Raw genomic sequence first — 17,167 nt, 5'->3', positions numbered from 1 at the left:
TAAGACAGGCAACAGTCTATGGTGTTACGCCCTAAAAGAACATTCAAAGAAGCCGCGACTAAATTTCTGATGGAAAACCAACACAAACGTAGTATCAGTGATGATGCTGGCCGCTTGCGAGAATTGGTGAAGTACATTGGAGACATGTCTATTGAAGCAATTCATATTGGTAGTTTGCAATCCTTTATTGAAGGTCGAAAAAAGGATGGTGTAAGTATGCGAACTATCAATCATGGCTTGAAAATTGTTAGGCGTATATTAAATTTAGCGGCTAGTGAATGGATGGATGAGTTTGGTTTAACCTGGTTGAATTCAGCACCGAAGATAAAACTTTTACCTGAACCAGATTTAAGGAAACCTTATCCATTAAGTTGGGATGAACAGCACAAGCTGTTTCAGCTGCTACCTGAGCATCTGAAAAATATGGCATTGTTTGCTGTTAACACAGGATGTCGGGATCGTGAAATATGTGAGTTGCGATGGGATTGGGAAATACAGATTCCAGAACTACCTCATATCATCGTTTTTATTGTAGGTGAAGAGCGGTTGATTGTTTGTAATGAAACAGTTCGGGAGGTGATAGAAGGGGAGAGGGGTAAACATCCGACCCATGTCTTTAGTTTTAAAGGTCGACCATTAAGTCGTATGTTATCGACGGGCTAGCGACAGGCTAGAGAGAAGGCGAAATTGCCTGAAGTAAGAGTGCATGATTTAAAACATACGTTCGGTAGAAGATTGAGAGCTGCAGGGGTAAGTTTTGAAGACAGACAAGATTTACTTGGACATCGTTCAGGAAGGATTACAACCCACTATTCTTCAGCTGAGTTACAAAGTTTATATCAAGCTGCGAACAAGGTTTGTGAAAATCGTAAAAGTGGGGGTGATATTAACGTTATTGAGAAACCCAAAGAGTAGACCGGCCAGTCAAAATCCTCTAAGGGATAATCAGGTAAGTTTGTAAGTGCGTGATCTAATAACTTATTGATTTTGTTATAATTTATATCGTAGGAAACCACTACAAATTTCCTACGATGTATAACAGTGTAGTACTCAAATACGCAAATTCCCCACAATGCATTTTGGCTGATTTTGAAAATTACAAATACAGAATTATAATGACCGCATTGCAAATATCTCAAAATGAGATATAATTGTGTTAAATAAAGGATATTTTTTGTAATGCATATTATCACAAGAAGAAGAATTACAGAGGCAAAATCATCTTTTCCTCAGTGTGCATCAGCTCTCTCAGGGTGGTTGAAAATTGTTGAAGAGAACGAGTTTAAAAATTTTTCTGCGTTAAAAGCTACTTTTGGTAGTATTGATAAAGTAGGTGATTTGTATGTTTTTGATATTGGAGGTAACAAACTGCGCTTAATTTGCAGCATCCATTTTAATAGACAAAAATTATACATACGTCATATCTTGAGCCATCAAGAATATGACAAAAATAAGTGGAAGGAGTGAACTATGACCGCTTTAGCACGTAATCATTTAGAAGAGACAATCCAACATTGGAAGCATATCTCTCCTGTTATCCATGATCCGCAAAATGAAGATGAGTATGAAAAGCTAGCCAACATGCTCGATCAGTTGTTGGATATTGTAGGCGACAATGAATCTCATGAGTTAATGGGTTTAGTTGATGTGATTAGTTATATGATCTCTATGTACGATGAACAGCATACTGATCAGCTCAAAAAAGGAACCGCAACAGAAGCGTTACAATTTCTTATGGATCAGCATGGTTTAGATCAAAGTGATCTTAAAAATGAAATTGGAAGCCAAGGTGTTGTTTCTGAAATACTAAATGGAAAACGACAACTTAATATTTCCCATATCAAGAAATTAGCCGAACGGTTTCATGTTACCCCGGCTACTTTTATTGATTAATTTTAAAGTTACATATCTGCTTCAAAAGGATTTAGGGGCAAAAGCAAAAGGCAAGATCTGACCCCTTTGTGCTAGCGCTGGTTCTGACAAGAGTCGTTAGCCCTTTAGTCAATCTGATAGACGTGGCTGGAAGTGTTTATAATACGTTTACAACTGACTATGATTTCAATGATGGCAATGACTGTTTATTTAATATGATTTTAACATCTAGATGTTTGTTGGGTGGAATTCACCCAACAAGCCACACCCTCGCTTAAAAGAGGATTGAAGCCTATAATACTAGCAATACGATTTGAGTATTAAAAGATGACTTCCTCCGAAATAAACTCCAATACCTTGTATCTCATTTATGATGACGAATGTCCTCTATGTCGCAATACTGCTCACGCTTTAAATATCAAAAAAGCAGTCGGAGATCTGGTATTGCTCAATGCCCGCGAATCTCATCCCATGGTAGCCGCAGCCTATGCCAAAGGCTTTGATCCTGATGTAGGTATCGTTGTCATTTATGGCGATAGTTATTATTTTGGTGCCGATGCCGCGCATTTTCTTGCCTTGCTAAATTCATCATCTAGCACTTTAAATTCCATCGGCGCTTCTCTTTTCAAAGTAAAACCATTCGCCAAATTACTGTATCCCGTTGTTAAAACCCTGAGACGCCTGTTCATAAAAATAAAAGGGGTTGGAGCTATCGAGCAAAACCAAGGTCAGCCATTATTTGCCAGGGTACTCGGTGATGACTGGCAAAAACTATCTCCTTTTATGCAAAAACGCTTTGCAAATCGACCTTACACCAGTGATATGGTTTTAGTGAAAGGTGCGATGACTATAAGAAGCTCAAAGTGGATGAACCTGGTCAAACCCTCATTAAAAATGTCTGGCGCTTTAATCCAACAAGATGGAGAAAATATCCCAGTCACCGTACAATTTAAAAGCGAGCCCAATTCCGCAAGATATTGGTTGTTCGCGATTTCCAATTCCAACCACTGATTCATTTCAAATCCTACATGATGCCTGTTAAAAAAAATATTGTGATTGAATACATGCGATTCAATGTGGGATGGCGGGCCAAATTTTCGGTGAAGGGTGATAAACTCTTAATGTCGCATCATGGGTATGTGTTTCGTCTGTTTAATATCTATATACCGCTACCTATCGCATTAATTCTCGGTAAATGTAATGCGGTAGAGCGCCAAATAGCAGAAGATACCTTCAGTATGGAAATGAAACTAACCCATTTTCTTTTCGGCACGATTTATGAGTATCAAGGCACATTTAAAATGATTGAGGGCATTAATGAATAGGGTAATGATTCTGGGAGGCTATGGTCACTTCGGGGTAAAAATATCCGAGGCCTTATTAAAAAGTCAGATACCGGTGATTATTGTCGGTAGACATTTCGATAAACTAAATAACATGGTCGAACTTTTAAAACAAAAATATCCCGCAGATCTAATCTTTGGATCCTGTTTCGATATTTATGAAGATCTAAACGATAAACTTAGAGAATTAAAACCCAGCATTGTTATACACACCAGTGGGCCTTTTCAAAATCAAAACTACATCATTCCCCGATTGTGCATAGAAAATCAGGTACATTATATAGATATTGCTGATGCCAGAGATTATGTTCGCGATATATCAAGCTTAAATGATCAAGCGATACAAAATAAAGTAACGGTAATAAGTGGTGCAAGCTCAGTACCTGGCCTGACGTCTGCGGTTATTCAACACTACAAACCTGAATTTTCAAAATTAGATCATCTCAAGTTTGGCATCAGTTCCGGACAACAAACTCCAGGCGGAGTAGCAACCACCGAGGCGATTCTGAGTTATACCGGCAAAGAAATCCCAACTTATAAAGGTGCCAAAAGTCGAGTGATTGGTTGGCAGGGGTTACATCGCGTCGAGCTTCCAGTGTGTGGCAAACGATGGCAATCCAACTGCAGCATTCCCGATTTGGATTTATTTCCAGAGCACTATGGATTAAAGTCTATTGAGTTTTCCGGGGGAGTAGAGAGTAGTTTTCTGCATTTGAGCTTATGGTTGATATCCTGGCTGATTCGCTGGGGCCTGCCATTGCAATTAAATAATAATTCTAATTTATTTCACACGGTCGCCAAAAAATTTGAAGGCTTTGGTTCCGATGCGGGTGGTTTATATATTTTTCTAAGTGGAAAGGATTTAGCCGATAAGTCAAAAACAGTGAAATGGTTTATCATCGCGAGAAAAAATCATGGTCTATATATACCCACGATTCCTGCGATCGTATTGGCAAAAAGAATATATCGCGGAGAATACCAGGATATTGGGGCTAAACCCTGTGTAGAGTTAGTTTCTCTCGATGAATTACTAGCTGAAATGAAAGATTATGATATCTCTGTTTTTGATTAGGGATGGCTTGCCCACTTGAATGGATCCCTTGATGAAGCGCAGCGTAATCAAGGGATCCGTTATCATGGTAGCCTGATACGGTTTTACCTTAATTAGGCATGATGGGGTTAGAATTACCTAACATCGCTGAGTGCAGTCGATGGCTATTAACAAATTGCCTTAGCTGAGTAAAATGATCCACTGGTGAATAAAAAGCGCATAAATATCATGCTGTGTGCTCATCAAAAATCCTTGTCTAAAAAATCAGAATATTAATCGAATTAATGCAAATATCTAATTAGAGATAAGCAAATGTCATATAAAACAATAAGTTATAGTTATCAAAATACAGAAAATTGTGATTTTGTGGCTCTACCCCAAATAAGGGGGCACTTTAATCAAGTTAGTCTAGACTAACTAATTGATTTCGCGATCAAATTGGAGATTAAAGTGCCTAAGCATAATCTTATCTTAAATTTACTTGGTTTTACTATAGAAAAAGTGAGTGGTTACCAACCACTTATATTAGATATTTCGTATCATCGATTACCTCGTTGTGCCCATTGCTATAGTAAAGTGGTGCGTAAAAAGTCTTCGTATATACGAACAGTGGCTCATGAGTTAATTGGTAACCGTCGGACTTTATTGCGTTTTAAAGCATATAAACTTTATTGCAATACGTGCAAGCGATACGGTAATCAACAATTTCCTGGCATTAATAAGTATCAGCGCTCGACCTGGCGTTTACAAGCTGCTGTATTTCGTGACCATACTCGAGGCATTTCTCAAAAAGACCTTGCCCAACAATTTAATAAAGGAAAAGCCACTATAGAGCGTTGGTATCATCGCCATTATCAGGAGCAAGCACGAGAACTCATGAACACACCATGTCCCGTAGTGCTTGGTATCGATGAGCATTTTTTTAGTCGAAAGCAGGGGTTTGCAACAACGCTCTGTGACCTGAAAAAGCATAAGATTTTTGATATCGTTAAAGGACGAAGTGAGACAGACCTTTCCCATTATCTGGCCTCCTTGGTAGGGAGAGAACGCGTTAAAGTGGTCTGTATGGATTTAAGTAGCACGTACCGTTCTATTGTTAAAAAGCACTTTCCCAATGCAAAAATAGTGGCTGACCGCTTTCATGTCATTCGCTTACTTCAACATCAATGTATGATGACCTATCGTGAACTATCGAGCCAAATAAAAAGTAACCGAGGTATCTTGGCTCTACTACGTACACGACCTGACAGATTGACACCTCAACGAAAGCTTAAGCGTGATGCATTCCTTGAAGACAATCCAGCTATAAACGCCATATATCAGTTCCAGCAACAAGTTCATGCATTGCTCTTACACAAATCTATGAATAAAGATTGGTGTAAAAAAATGATTCCTCAGTTTTTAAATATGCTCGATGACCTGAAGAGTAGTCCATTTAAAGCATTGGCGGCTCTTGGAAAAACATTCTGTCAATGGAAAGAAGAAATAGTACGTATGTGGCGTTTTAGGAAGTCTAATGGCATTACAGAAGGGTTTCATAGAAAGATGAAGTTGATACAAAGAAGAGCTTATGGCTTTCGTAACTTTGAAAATTATAGAACCCGTGTTAGGGTGCTGTGTTGTTAACTGGTGAGTGCCCCCGTAATTGGGAAAGAGCCAATTTTTTTCGAACTACACGTAACTACTTGATTTAATTGGTGGGCCCACTAGGACTTGAACCTAGGACCAACGGATTATGAGTCCGCTGCTCTGACCAACTGAGCTATGGGCCCGGAAGTGGAGGTCATTTTAAACTTAATTGGCTTAATGTGCCAGTTTTTTTTGAGTTTTTTTGAATTTTCTGAGAGCGGTTAAAGAGGATGGGAGTTTGGGGGAGTGAAAAGGGCCCGTATTTATGTTGCGTTAATACGCGCCCCTTTAAGTCACTTTAACTGCAATTTTAGCCTTCGTCACCTTCCAGGAAGCTTCTCAGTTTTTCTGAGCGGGAAGGGTGGCGCAGCTTGCGGAGGGCTTTGGCTTCGATCTGACGAATCCGTTCACGGGTTACGTCAAATTGTTTGCCCACTTCTTCCAGGGTATGGTCGGTATTCATTTCGATACCAAAACGCATACGCAGTACCTTGGCTTCCCTTGGGGTTAAAGTTTCCAGGATTTCAAGAGTTGCTTCGCGTAAACCTTCGGCGGTGGCCATGTCAATTGGGGACTCGATGTTGTTGTCTTCAATAAAGTCGCCCAAGTGTGAATCGTCATCGTCACCAACAGGGGTTTCCATGGAAATGGGTTCTTTAGCAATTTTCAGGACTTTGCGGATTTTGTCTTCGCTCAATTCCATCTTTTCTGCCAATTCTTCAGGGGTGGCTTCACGGCCGGTTTCCTGAAGGATTTGTCTGGAAATGCGGTTGAGCTTGTTAATCGTTTCGATCATGTGTACCGGAATACGGATGGTACGCGCCTGATCGGCAATAGATCGAGTGATTGCTTGTCTAATCCACCAGGTGGCATAAGTAGAGAATTTGTAACCTCGGCGGTATTCAAATTTATCTACTGCTTTCATCAAGCCGATGTTGCCTTCCTGAATTAAATCAAGGAATTGCAAACCTCGGTTGGTGTATTTTTTCGCAATGGAAATTACCAGACGCAAATTCGCTTCGACCATTTCTTTTTTGGCACGGCGGGCTTTGGCTTCGCCAATGGACATTTTTCGGTTGATGTCTTTAATTTCGGCAATGGTTAAACCGTATTCGATTTCGAAAGCAACCAAACGGGATTGGATGCGTAAAATTTCCTCGGTGTATTCCTGGATTCGATTCAAATCAAGTTTTTTGCCGTGCTTGGCAATAATGCCATTGAGCCATTCCATATCCGTTTCTTGACCGGGGAAGGTATCAATAAACAGTTTTCGCGGAATACGCGCTTTTTCAATACAAAGGCGCATAATACTGCGCTCATATTCCCTAATATGGTTACGTAATTGACGGAAATGACGTGTTAAGCGGTCTACTTGTCTGGAAGTGAGCTTAAGCTTCAGGAACGATTCAGACATTGCTTCCAGGCACTTAAGTGTTTTAGCATGTTCCCTGCCATGCTCTTTCAAGGATACTACTGCAGTGTCATACGTATTACGCAAGTCATCAAAATAGATTTTTGCTTGTTCGGGGTTTGGACCGTCATCCACTTCACCTATGCCGCCTTCGCCTTCTTCATCTTCTTCATCTTCAGAAAGCAACAGGTCATCCATTTGCGCTTCATCCAGCATGGAGCCAATGTTTGCAGCAGGGGCTATTTCATCTTCAACATCAGAGAAACCACTGATAATCTCATTAAGACGAATTTCCTGGGCATTGAATCGATCATAATCATCAAGTACGAGCTGGACAGTTTCCGGGTAATGCGCCAAGGATTTAAGTACCTGGTAAATTCCTTCTTCAATGCGTTTAGCAATGCGGATTTCGCCTTCCCGGGTTAACAGTTCTACTGTACCCATTTCACGCATGTACATGCGGACCGGATCAGTTGTTCGGCCAGTTTCCTTGTCCACAGAGGCAAGTACCATTGCGGCTTCTTCGATGTCGGGTACTTCTTCTGTATTAAGCAGAAGCGCCAATTCATCATCACCAGGCGGTAATTCAAATACTTTGATGTTCATGCCTTCGAGCATGCTTATAATTACATCAAAATGTTCTGTGTCAACTATATTAGGCAACAGGTCATTGATTTGGCTGTAAGTCAAGTAACCCTGCTCCTTTCCCAAGCTAATGACTTTGGTTATTTGTGAGCTTTGCTGTTCTTGATCGTTCATGGTCATAGGCACTTCTCTAGGGACAATTGGACACAATCCTAAAAAATAAGCAATTGTACAGCATCTAACACTAGTTGGATAATAATTGCTTCTTTAGGATTACAAAATCTTATAATTATAAACCGAGAGTTTGCAACATACTAGTAATTTTTAATTGCTTCTTTTGGAACATCCTATTTATGAGGTTTTGACCTGGTTAGTCCAAGTCTCCATGTTTATATTTTAAGCAAAATATGCAAAAAAATCCATTAATTGCAAGTTCGCTCGCGGGTGCAACAAGGTGCTGCGAGGATCAGCTCAGATTCTATTAGTTTCCCATATGCCGTTCTTTGAGCATTTCCTGCAATTTTATTTTTTCCGCTTCAGTCAATCCTTGTTGGCGAGATTTATTAATCAACTGGCGTATGGTCAAATCACGATTTTGTTTTTGTAAAAAAACGATAATATCAATAAATTCCTTGACGAGCTCCTGCTCAGGAACCAGATGCTCCCAGGCAGCAAGTTTATTCAGGGAATCAAAATATGCATGGTTGCGCCATGATTCGATAAGTGTTGCTGTAGTTGCTTGCGGGTTTGCGGCCAATTGCTGCAACACGCTCAGTAAAATTTCATGTTCTTTGGCATCCAGTAGCTCAAGATTGATTTGCTGTTTGACTTGCTTGTAAATTTCTGGATTTTGTAAAAGCAGGGCCACGGCGATCCGCATGGGGGTGCGGGCAATGGTCATAGTCTGTTCTGGTTGGGTGTTTTTTACTTCCTCTGCAAGCAGTTGGCTTAAACGGTGAGTTTCAATATGGGTTAAACGAGCCAGATCTTCAATGAGGAGTTGTTTATAAGAGCCCTCATCCATTTTTTGTAAAAACGGTTTGACTAAATTAATGAGCTGGGTTTTTCCTGCTGGCCGCAACAAATTAAGATCTTTAGCCAAAGTGTCAAAAAGGAAACGATGTAATGGTGTGGCTTGTTTTATACGATTTAAAAATTGGTCTTTACCTTCTGCTCGCACCAGACTGTCAGGATCTTGTCCATCCGGCAAGAACATAAAACTGGCATCGAGGCCTAAATTTAAATGCGGCAAACTGCTTTCCAGGGCACGCCATGCTGCTTGTCTGCCGGCATTATCGCCATCAAAACAGAAAATTAACGATTTTGTATGTTTGGCAAGAAGTTGGATATGGTAGGTACTGGTCGCAGTCCCCAGGGTTGCTACCGCATTCATAATTCCATGCTGGGCTAATGCAATTACATCCATATATCCTTCAACGACAATGATGTACTCCACATTTTTTTGTTGGCTAAGAATTTGATGCAAACCATACAATTCCCTGCTTTTTTGAAAAATCACCGTTTCCGGGGAGTTGAGGTATTTGGGCTTTTGTTCCTTGTCCAATACGCGTCCACCAAAGCCTATGATACGCCCGTGGCGGTCATGAATAGGAAACATCACGCGGTTACGGTACCGGTCATAGATTTTCCCATCCTCATTTTTAATCAACATTCCTGTGGCAAGCAGTTCACGCTGATTACGGGGGAAAGCTTTTTCAAGATGGTGCCATCCATCGCTTGCAAAGCCTAATTGGTAGAGTTTAGCAATTTCACCGCTTAAGCCTCTGCTTCGCAAATACTCAATAGCAGCTTGCCCCTCATGTTTTAATTGTTTTTGATAATAGAGGCTCACTGCGGACAAGAGTTTGTAAAGATCCTGCGAGGGGTTATTTTTCTCAGGTTGTTTGTCGCGGGGAATGGTTAAGCCTGCGCGGGTAGCCAGGGTTTCAACTGCATCAACAAATCCCTGGTTCAGATAGTTCATGACAAAGCTGATGGCATTTCCTGACGCACCGCAACCAAAGCAGTGATAAAACTGCTTTTTGGCAACGACATTGAAGGAAGGTGATTTTTCGTTATGAAAAGGACAGCAAGCAATATGGCTGTTCCCTCGTTTTTTCAAGGGAACATAACTGTCGATTAATTCAACCAGATCCGTGCGGTGGAGAAGATCATCAATGAATGGCTGCGGTATTAAGCCAGACATGTTGGGGCCTTAGCTTAGTTTGGCCTTAATCATGGCACTTACTTGGGCCATATCTGCTCGTCCTTGCAAACTGGGCTTTAAGGCTGCCATAACTTTACCCATGTCTGCCATCTTCTCAGCTCCCGTTGAGGCAATGGTGTCTTGAACCATCTGCTCAATTTCCGCGGCGGATAAAGGTTCAGGCAAATACTTCTTGATGACATCAAGCTCATATTGCTCCTGGGCAACCAAATCATTACGGTTGGCTTTTTCATATTGGGCTATGGATTCTTTGCGCTGCTTGCTCATCTTGTCCAAAATGACCAACATGCGCTCATCATCTACCTCAATCCGTTCATCGACTTCGACCTGTTTTACTGCTGCAGTAATCAAACGAAGTACCGATAATAATTCTTTATCTTTGGCACGCATTGCATCTTTAACATCGTTATTGAGACGTTCTTTAATAGTCATTTTTTATTCCTTAAAATCTAATGAGCAGTTCGGCACTAATGTAAGGAACAGCTATCTGGCATATCTTGAACAAACCGAAGCATTCCTCAAGACTTAAAACTTTGAAAAGCGAAAGGCCACGAATACCGCACCATAATCATAAAAGCGAATTGTGACTATGCGAAGTACAGGTGGCCTTGGTAAAAAATACAGGACAGTAAAATCCTATTTACGTCGGCGTTTGCCGCCTTGTTGTTTTGCTGTCATATCACGAGAAATTTTCTTCAGATGACGTTTTACTGCAGCAGCTTGCTTGCGCTTACGCTCAGCAGTTGGTTTTTCATAAAATTCACGACGGCGTAATTCGGTTAAAATACCGGCTTTTTCACAAGAGCGCTTAAAACGGCGCAGTGCGTATTCTGGATTTTCGCCTTCTTTGACGCGAACTGTAGGCATTAAAATGGTCCTCTGGTTATTTGATCTTAATAGGTGGGCAATTCTAGTGCTAGTTTAAGCCCCCGTCAAGTTTTAAATGGATAAATTTTATTTTTGAACAATTAAAGCATGGATTGTGCATGGTGAGGAAGCGTGAACAGCCTCACTGCTGCCAGCTCCTTATTGATTTAATTGTAATCCCCCTTCATTCTGGGGCTGCTGGTCGAATTCGTCTTTCATTTCGAGTAGTTCAGTTTTCATATTTCTGCAACTGTCTGCATAATTTTTTGCTGAAGCAAAAAACAAACCACCACTAAGTTTATTCAAAATTAATTTAACTATACCCAATTCGTAAGGCTTAATTGCTTTCTTCACTTCTTCTTTATTTACAGCGCTCATAAATTCTTTAATAGCTGTATTATACTCTCCAAGCACTTTATCATCAAAACCTGGTATGGGTAAATTATTCTCAATTTGAAATGCAAATTCCTTAGAATATAGATCTATTTGAGTTTTTATATTGCCCAGATGTTCTTTGAGGTTTTTTATTGGTGCTAATATGATGCTTTCATTATCAAGTTTGGATTCAGAATGTTCTAATACTTGCAGCAAAAGTTCTACTTTTTCTTTTAATGTTTCAGGTGTGAACTCTTTAGGCTTTTTTAAATTAAAAATTAAACCTCTGGTTTGACCTGCACGAATTCCAAGTTTCTGCATGGGTTCTGTTAAAGCTATTAATTCATTATTAGAGTCCTTTAAAAGACTTTCTCCACGGGAATATAGTGCCTGACAATCTTTTAATAACTCCCAAAGTTGCTCTTTTTGAGGATGCTTAATTGCACCTTGAATTTTTTCTATCATTAATTTTGCTTGTTCATCAAATTCTTTTAAAGTAAGGTTTTCGGGTACTCGCCCAGGCTCTTGCCATCCAGTAGGAAAAATTCCTTTAATTTGTTCTTCTCGCATTATTGCATCTTTAAGCAATCCCATCTGTTCGAAAAGTTCCTTTTGAGTTTTGTTTTCAGGCACCTTATTGTTTTCATTAAAACATCCTGAGTAACAAGCCAATATGGCCTGGAGAAAATTTTCTGCGAAAAGTTTTTCTGCTTGCTTTAACTCTTTTTCAGCCAGCTCGGTTGCTTCGGTTGAAGCATGTTCTGTTGAATGCGGCACAATCTGGATTTTGTCCTCTTCCTTAGCGATATTTGTTCCATTGACTAAACGACAGTATTGCTCCACACCAATTGCTTTGATTACCTCATCATTAATTCGAGATTTATCTGGGGTCAGTAATGATTTTGAAATCTCATCTATGATGGGTTTCATATAGGCCTCAATACTTCCAGCTTCTGTCATCCTGGTTTTAAAGTCCTCCCTTGAAACACATGGTAGAGATAAGCGATCGAATATTCTCGATATTTTGGCATAATTATCTGCTGTGGCCTGGTTGAGCATTTTTTGTGCTGCATTCTCGCTTTCGATATCGGGGTTACTTAAATGGCTGATAAATACTTCATTAAAACCATCGACAAAACTTTGATCAATCTTTTGATAGGACATGATACACTCCGCAATTACCCCATAGAATTTGCTAATTGTGGGTTTGATTCAGCAAATTATATCTGGCGATAAAAACCGCACTAACTTAATTGTATCATAAATTGCACAAATAACATACTAAGTGCTCATGAGGGTCCTTTTTAATTCATAAGTGGCATAACAGTCTAAATTAATTAGATGTGGTACAATTCCTGATTTAGATTAATCTAGGCTTTATGTATGTTGGTTTTAGGTATTGAATCCTCCTGTGATGAAACCGGTGTAGCGATCTATGATGCAAATAAGGGTTTATTGGCGCACGCCTTGCATTCGCAAATCAACACTCATCGCATACATGGGGGCGTGGTTCCTGAGCTTGCTTCACGGGATCATATTAACTATTTAGTTCCCTTGCTGGATCAGGTATTGCACCAGGCAGGGCTCGATAAAAAAGCACTCGATGGTATCGCTTATACCGCCGGTCCGGGGTTAATTGGGGCATTATTGGTGGGTGCCTGTTTTGCCAAAAGTCTAGCATATGCATTACAAATCCCTGCGTTGGCCGTTCACCATTTGGAAGCACATCTTTTGGCCGCGAAAATGGAAACCCCCTCACTCGAATTCCCGTTTATTGCACTTTTGGTATCGGGAGGCCATTGCCAGTTAGTTGAAGTCCAAAAGTTAGGTGAATATCGCCTGCTTGGGGATACTCTCGATGATGCGGTGGGCGAGGCATTTGATAAAACCGCCAAGCTTATGGGCATACCTTATCCGGGCGGGCCAGTACTCGCAGCACTTGCGGATCAATGCGAATCCACGCCCTATCGCTTTCCACGTCCCATGACTGACCGTCCCGGTCTTGATTTCAGCTTTAGTGGTTTAAAAACCTTTGCTTTAAATACCTGGAACCAAAGTGCAAAAGATGAACGTGCGCGTACTGAAATTGCCAAAGCATTTCAGCATGCTGTAGTTGAAACCTTAATGATAAAATGCAAACGCGCGATTCAGGAAACAGGTTGCAAACAACTGGTGGTTGCAGGAGGAGTAGGGGCAAATCAAGCCTTACGTTCCGGTTTACGTGCGTGGATTCAGAGTATTGGGGGAACGATTTATTTTCCGGCTTTGGAATATTGTACCGACAATGGGGCAATGATTGCTTATACCGGATGTTTGCGAATGTTAAGGGGAGAGAAGGATTTAAGTACCAGCGTAGAAGTTAAGCCAAGATGGCCATTGGCTTAAATTTTTTTTATCGAATCTCTGAAAAATTTTTTGAATTTTTCAGAGATTTTTTCGGATTTATGCGGCTATGTTTATTCCTCTTTAGTCGGTTTCTTTTTCGCTTTGGGCGCAGTGGGTTTTTTAGCTGCTTTTGTTTTCTTTTCCGCCCCTTCAGTTTTTTTGCTGGTGGTTTTGGCAGTTGTTTTTACTGCTTTAGGTTTGTTTTCCCTGGGCCGGGTTTCTTTAGGCTTGGATTCTACAGTCTCCGTGATGGTGACCGTTTCTACTTCTATTTGTACCTCTGACACAGGGGGGGTGGTGTGTTCGGCAGGAACAATGGTTTCTTCCGGTTCATCCTGCATAATGTCTTGAATCACTGCGCTTTTTAATTTAATTTTGGGCTCTTTTTTATCGATAAGGCGCACAATATTCTCTTTATGCTTGTAAAGAACCAAAATAGCCATGATGAATATGGGAGGAAAAATGTCCAGGCGTTGGATTAGTAATAAGGAATAAAAAGGCGCCATACCAATAGCAGTGATTGATGCTAGAGAGGAATAACGTGAGAATTTGGCCACCAGTAACCATGTCGCGGCGACAAGAACACCGACAAGAAAATGAACCCCCAAGAGCGCTCCAATTGCCGTAGCAACTCCTTTTCCGCCTTTGAAATCAAAGAAAACGGGGTACATATGGCCAATAACTGCTGCTAATGCAGTAAATCCTACTGTGGCTGGGTCGGCATCCAACATTTTGGCAATAAGCACTGGAATGGTACCTTTGAGGATGTCGGTAACCATAACCATGGCAGCGTATTTTTTTCCTGAAAGCCGCAGTACATTGGTCGCACCAGGATTTTGGGAACCTTCTGTACGGGGATCAGGTAAAGAAAATGTTTTGCTGACAATGACTGCAGAGCAGATAGATCCCATCAAATAACCAAGAACTACCAAAAGTATGAATAAAATCACCGATTGCTCCTTTTTCGGAAAGTAACTTATTATTAATTAATCTTTATTTGCAAGCAAGTGGCTCATACTGGCATGCATGCAATTATCATTTTATTCTCAGCCAAGCAGAGGGGTTTTTGTTGCACCCGGGGGACACCTCTCTATAAGTATAGTGCCTGTAAGTCATTAGTGTAACGTCTGCCTAAAGAGGTTACTTGCCAGTGGGTTTTGGTCAAAGCAATCAGCTTTTTATGTTCTGCAATTTTGAGTTTGGGCAGCAAATAACTGAATGGTAGACCAGTCCTTTGGGTGAAAAGATCCAATGAGATAGGTTGTTGCAGGCGGGTGGTGTTGAGCATAAACTCAAAAAGGAGGTCTTGGGCCTCCACTGTTTCGATACTGGCGAGAAAGGGTTTGTTTTTATCAAGGTATTCTCTAGGTTGACGGTGTTTTCGTGTTCTGAGTATTCTATTTTCAACAGTAATTTTGCCGTGAGCCCCTGCTCCTATGCCCAGGTAATCACCAAATAGCCAGTAATTTAAATTATGGCGGGCATGACGGCCTGGTTTAGCAAATGCAGAAATTTCATAGCGTTCAAAACCTGATTTTTTTAGTAAAGCAAGTCCTTCTTCCTCAAGGAGCCAAGCTTCGTCTTCGGAAGGTAATGGAGGTTTTTCTTTGTAAAATACCGTATTTGGTTCTATGGTTAATTGATACCAGGAAAGATGTTCGGGTTGATGGGAGATTGCAGCTTGTAAATCGCTGATCCCCTGGGCAACACTTTGCTTGGGTAATCCGTGCATGATGTCCAGATTTAGATTACTAAACCCTGCATTACGGGCGGACTCAATGGCGCGATGGGCTTGTTGCTCATCATGGATGCGGCCCAAAGCACGTAGATGCTCCGGATTAAAACTCTGAATTCCCAGGGAAAGCCGGTTAATGCCAATTTCACGGTATTGGGTAAAACGCTGTTGCTCTACAGTACCTGGATTGGCTTCCATAGTAATTTCAATGTCCTGGGAAAATGGCAAAAGAGTCTTCAATTCGGTAAATAATCTATCGTAAGCATGTGCAGAAAACAGGCTGGGTGTGCCGCCTCCGATGAAGATAGAGGAGATTTCCCGGGCGTCTACGTAGGGTAAATCGGTTTCTAAATCAGCAATGAGGGCTTGAACATAATTTAGCTCTGGCAAAGAATCAGGACTTTTGTGGGAATTGAAGTCGCAATAAGGGCATTTGCGGATGCACCAGGGGATGTGAATATACAACGATAAAGGGATCATTACTCTTTTTATACTGGCGTGATTGGGAATGCAATAGTATCATGTTCCGAGTTTTGTAACAAAACTGTACGGGATATTGCGGTAACCTGGGTGCAGCGCAGCCAAAACCCGGGATATTTTTGTCTTTTCACATTAAAAAAGAATACGGTTAGTTAAGCCTGGTTTTCTGCGCTGGATTCAGGCTGGAAAAGCATAGAAAATAAGAGGAAAAATCACATGGCAAATAAACGCGTTAGAGTCGCTGTAACTGGTGCAGCGGGACAAATTGGTTATGCATTATTATTTCGGATTGCTTCTGGACAAATGTTTGGTCCAAACACTGAAGTGGAATTAAATCTGCTTGAGCTTGAAGCAGCACTTCCTTCTCTGGAAGGGGTTGCTATGGAGTTGGATGATTGTGCTTTCCCCTTACTGAAGCGTACTGTGTGTACTGCAGATATGAATAAGGCAATGGATGGGGTGAATTGGGCTTTATTGGTTGGCTCAGTGCCACGTAAACAAGGTATGGAGCGCTCCGATTTATTGCAAATTAATGGTGGTATTTTCACCAAGCAAGGGCAGGCAATTAATGACAATGCGAGTGATGACGTGCGTGTATTTGTAGTGGGTAACCCTTGCAATACCAACTGCCTGATTGCAATGCATCATGCCAAAGACATTCCCAATGATCGTTTTTATGCGATGACTACTTTGGATGAATTGCGATCACGTACCCAATTGGCTAAAAAAGCAGGCGTCGATATTACAGCAGTCACTGAAATGACGATTTGGGGGAACCACTCTTCCACTCAATACCCTGATTTTTACAATGCAAAAATCAACGGAGTTTCTGCAGCTCAGGTGATAGATGAATCCTGGTTGAAAGATACTTTTGTTTCTACCGTACAACAACGTGGTGCTGCGGTAATTAAAGCTCGGGGTTCTTCTTCTGCTGCATCTGCTGCAAATGCCATTATTACCGGTGTGAACCATTTGGTTAATGACACCCCTGCAGGGGAATCGTTCTCCATGTGCCGTAGTTCTCAAGGTGAGTATGGGGTAGATGAAGGCTTAATCTTCTCATTTCCTTGCAGACGTGAGCACGGTGAGTTGAAGGTAGTTGAAAATTTACCCTTAAATGCATTTGGCCGTGAGATGTTCGACAAAACTTTAGATGAGTTAAGACAAGAACGTGATACTGTTAAATCTTTAGGTTTATTGGACTAAA

Annotated in this window: 17 protein-coding genes and 1 tRNA gene; 10 read left to right on the top strand and 8 right to left on the bottom strand. The window is 41.0% G+C overall.

What is annotated here, in order from left to right; all coding sequences use genetic code 11:
* Positions 1–18: 18 nt before the first annotated feature.
* From KYQ_RS18320 to KYQ_RS09695, 8 genes are all read left to right on the top strand, one after another.
* Positions 19–663: a site-specific integrase gene (locus tag KYQ_RS18320; RefSeq protein WP_019349937.1), complete on the top strand. Its 645-nt coding sequence runs from the start codon at positions 19–21 to the stop codon at positions 661–663.
* Positions 664–687: 24 nt separating this feature from the next.
* Entirely contained in the window at positions 688–915 is a 228-nt protein-coding gene (locus KYQ_RS19510) for a tyrosine-type recombinase/integrase (protein WP_019349936.1), read from the top strand.
* Positions 916–1,179: 264 nt separating this feature from the next.
* Positions 1,180–1,467 (top strand): type II toxin-antitoxin system HigB family toxin, encoded by a 288-nt coding sequence (locus KYQ_RS09720; protein WP_010652673.1) that lies wholly within the window; start codon positions 1,180–1,182, stop codon positions 1,465–1,467.
* A gap of 3 nt (positions 1,468–1,470) precedes the next feature.
* The gene (locus tag KYQ_RS09715) at positions 1,471–1,893 is read left to right on the top strand and encodes a helix-turn-helix domain-containing protein (RefSeq protein ID WP_010652674.1); all 423 of its coding nucleotides are present in this window, start codon (positions 1,471–1,473) and stop codon (positions 1,891–1,893) included.
* Positions 1,894–2,199: 306 nt separating this feature from the next.
* Positions 2,200–2,883, top strand: a complete 684-nt coding sequence (locus KYQ_RS18665) for a DCC1-like thiol-disulfide oxidoreductase family protein (protein ID WP_019349935.1) — start codon at positions 2,200–2,202, stop codon at positions 2,881–2,883.
* A 17-nt stretch (positions 2,884–2,900) separates the two neighbouring features.
* Positions 2,901–3,197 carry a DUF4166 domain-containing protein gene (locus tag KYQ_RS19625; protein ID WP_010652676.1) on the top strand — a complete coding sequence of 99 codons (297 nt, stop codon included), beginning with the start codon at positions 2,901–2,903 and terminating at the stop codon, positions 3,195–3,197.
* Complete coding sequence (locus KYQ_RS09700) at positions 3,190–4,287, top strand: saccharopine dehydrogenase family protein (RefSeq protein WP_019349933.1); 1,098 nt, start codon at positions 3,190–3,192, stop codon at positions 4,285–4,287. Before KYQ_RS19625 ends, KYQ_RS09700 begins: the two co-directional genes overlap by 8 nt.
* A 429-nt stretch (positions 4,288–4,716) precedes the next feature.
* Entirely contained in the window at positions 4,717–5,892 is a 1,176-nt protein-coding gene (locus KYQ_RS09695) for an ISL3 family transposase (RefSeq protein WP_010652677.1), read from the top strand.
* A 69-nt stretch (positions 5,893–5,961) separates the two neighbouring features.
* Here KYQ_RS09695 and KYQ_RS09690 read toward each other — a convergent pair.
* The 6 genes from KYQ_RS09690 to KYQ_RS09665 form a co-directional block, all read right to left on the bottom strand.
* Positions 5,962–6,038: transfer RNA gene (locus KYQ_RS09690), tRNA-Ile, on the bottom strand.
* 167 nt (positions 6,039–6,205) lie between these two features.
* The gene (gene rpoD, locus KYQ_RS09685) at positions 6,206–8,071 is read right to left on the bottom strand and encodes an RNA polymerase sigma factor RpoD (protein WP_019349932.1); all 1,866 of its coding nucleotides are present in this window, start codon (positions 8,069–8,071) and stop codon (positions 6,206–6,208) included.
* Between the two features lie 301 nt (positions 8,072–8,372).
* A complete protein-coding gene (gene dnaG / locus KYQ_RS09680) occupies positions 8,373–10,097 on the bottom strand; it encodes a DNA primase (protein WP_010652679.1) in 1,725 nt (574 codons plus the stop codon).
* A 9-nt stretch (positions 10,098–10,106) separates the two neighbouring features.
* Entirely contained in the window at positions 10,107–10,550 is a 444-nt protein-coding gene (locus KYQ_RS09675) for a GatB/YqeY domain-containing protein (RefSeq protein WP_010652680.1), read from the bottom strand.
* A gap of 204 nt (positions 10,551–10,754) precedes the next feature.
* On the bottom strand, positions 10,755–10,985 hold the full coding sequence (gene rpsU / locus KYQ_RS09670; protein ID WP_010652681.1) for a 30S ribosomal protein S21: 231 nt from the start codon (positions 10,983–10,985) through the stop codon (positions 10,755–10,757).
* Positions 10,986–11,144: 159 nt separating this feature from the next.
* Positions 11,145–12,524 (bottom strand): hypothetical protein, encoded by a 1,380-nt coding sequence (locus tag KYQ_RS09665; protein WP_019349931.1) that lies wholly within the window; start codon positions 12,522–12,524, stop codon positions 11,145–11,147.
* A gap of 219 nt (positions 12,525–12,743) precedes the next feature.
* On the opposite strand from KYQ_RS09665, the gene tsaD reads away from it, so the two are divergent.
* Complete coding sequence (gene tsaD / locus KYQ_RS09660; RefSeq protein ID WP_010652683.1) at positions 12,744–13,745, top strand: tRNA (adenosine(37)-N6)-threonylcarbamoyltransferase complex transferase subunit TsaD; 1,002 nt, start codon at positions 12,744–12,746, stop codon at positions 13,743–13,745.
* A 71-nt stretch (positions 13,746–13,816) separates the two neighbouring features.
* On the opposite strand, the gene plsY is transcribed toward tsaD, so the two are convergent.
* The gene (gene plsY / locus KYQ_RS09655) at positions 13,817–14,695 is read right to left on the bottom strand and encodes a glycerol-3-phosphate 1-O-acyltransferase PlsY (protein WP_010652684.1); all 879 of its coding nucleotides are present in this window, start codon (positions 14,693–14,695) and stop codon (positions 13,817–13,819) included.
* A 140-nt stretch (positions 14,696–14,835) separates the two neighbouring features.
* The gene (hemW, locus tag KYQ_RS09650) at positions 14,836–15,960 is read right to left on the bottom strand and encodes a radical SAM family heme chaperone HemW (RefSeq protein ID WP_010652685.1); all 1,125 of its coding nucleotides are present in this window, start codon (positions 15,958–15,960) and stop codon (positions 14,836–14,838) included.
* A gap of 216 nt (positions 15,961–16,176) precedes the next feature.
* On the opposite strand from hemW, the gene KYQ_RS09645 reads away from it, so the two are divergent.
* The gene (locus KYQ_RS09645) at positions 16,177–17,166 is read left to right on the top strand and encodes a malate dehydrogenase (RefSeq protein WP_010652686.1); all 990 of its coding nucleotides are present in this window, start codon (positions 16,177–16,179) and stop codon (positions 17,164–17,166) included.
* The last annotated feature ends 1 nt before the right edge of the window (position 17,167 follow it).

It is taken from the genome of Fluoribacter dumoffii NY 23 (genome assembly GCF_000236165.1).
GTDB classification, from domain to species: domain Bacteria; phylum Pseudomonadota; class Gammaproteobacteria; order Legionellales; family Legionellaceae; genus Legionella; species Legionella dumoffii.
This window is presented reverse-complemented; position numbering and strand designations above follow the sequence as displayed.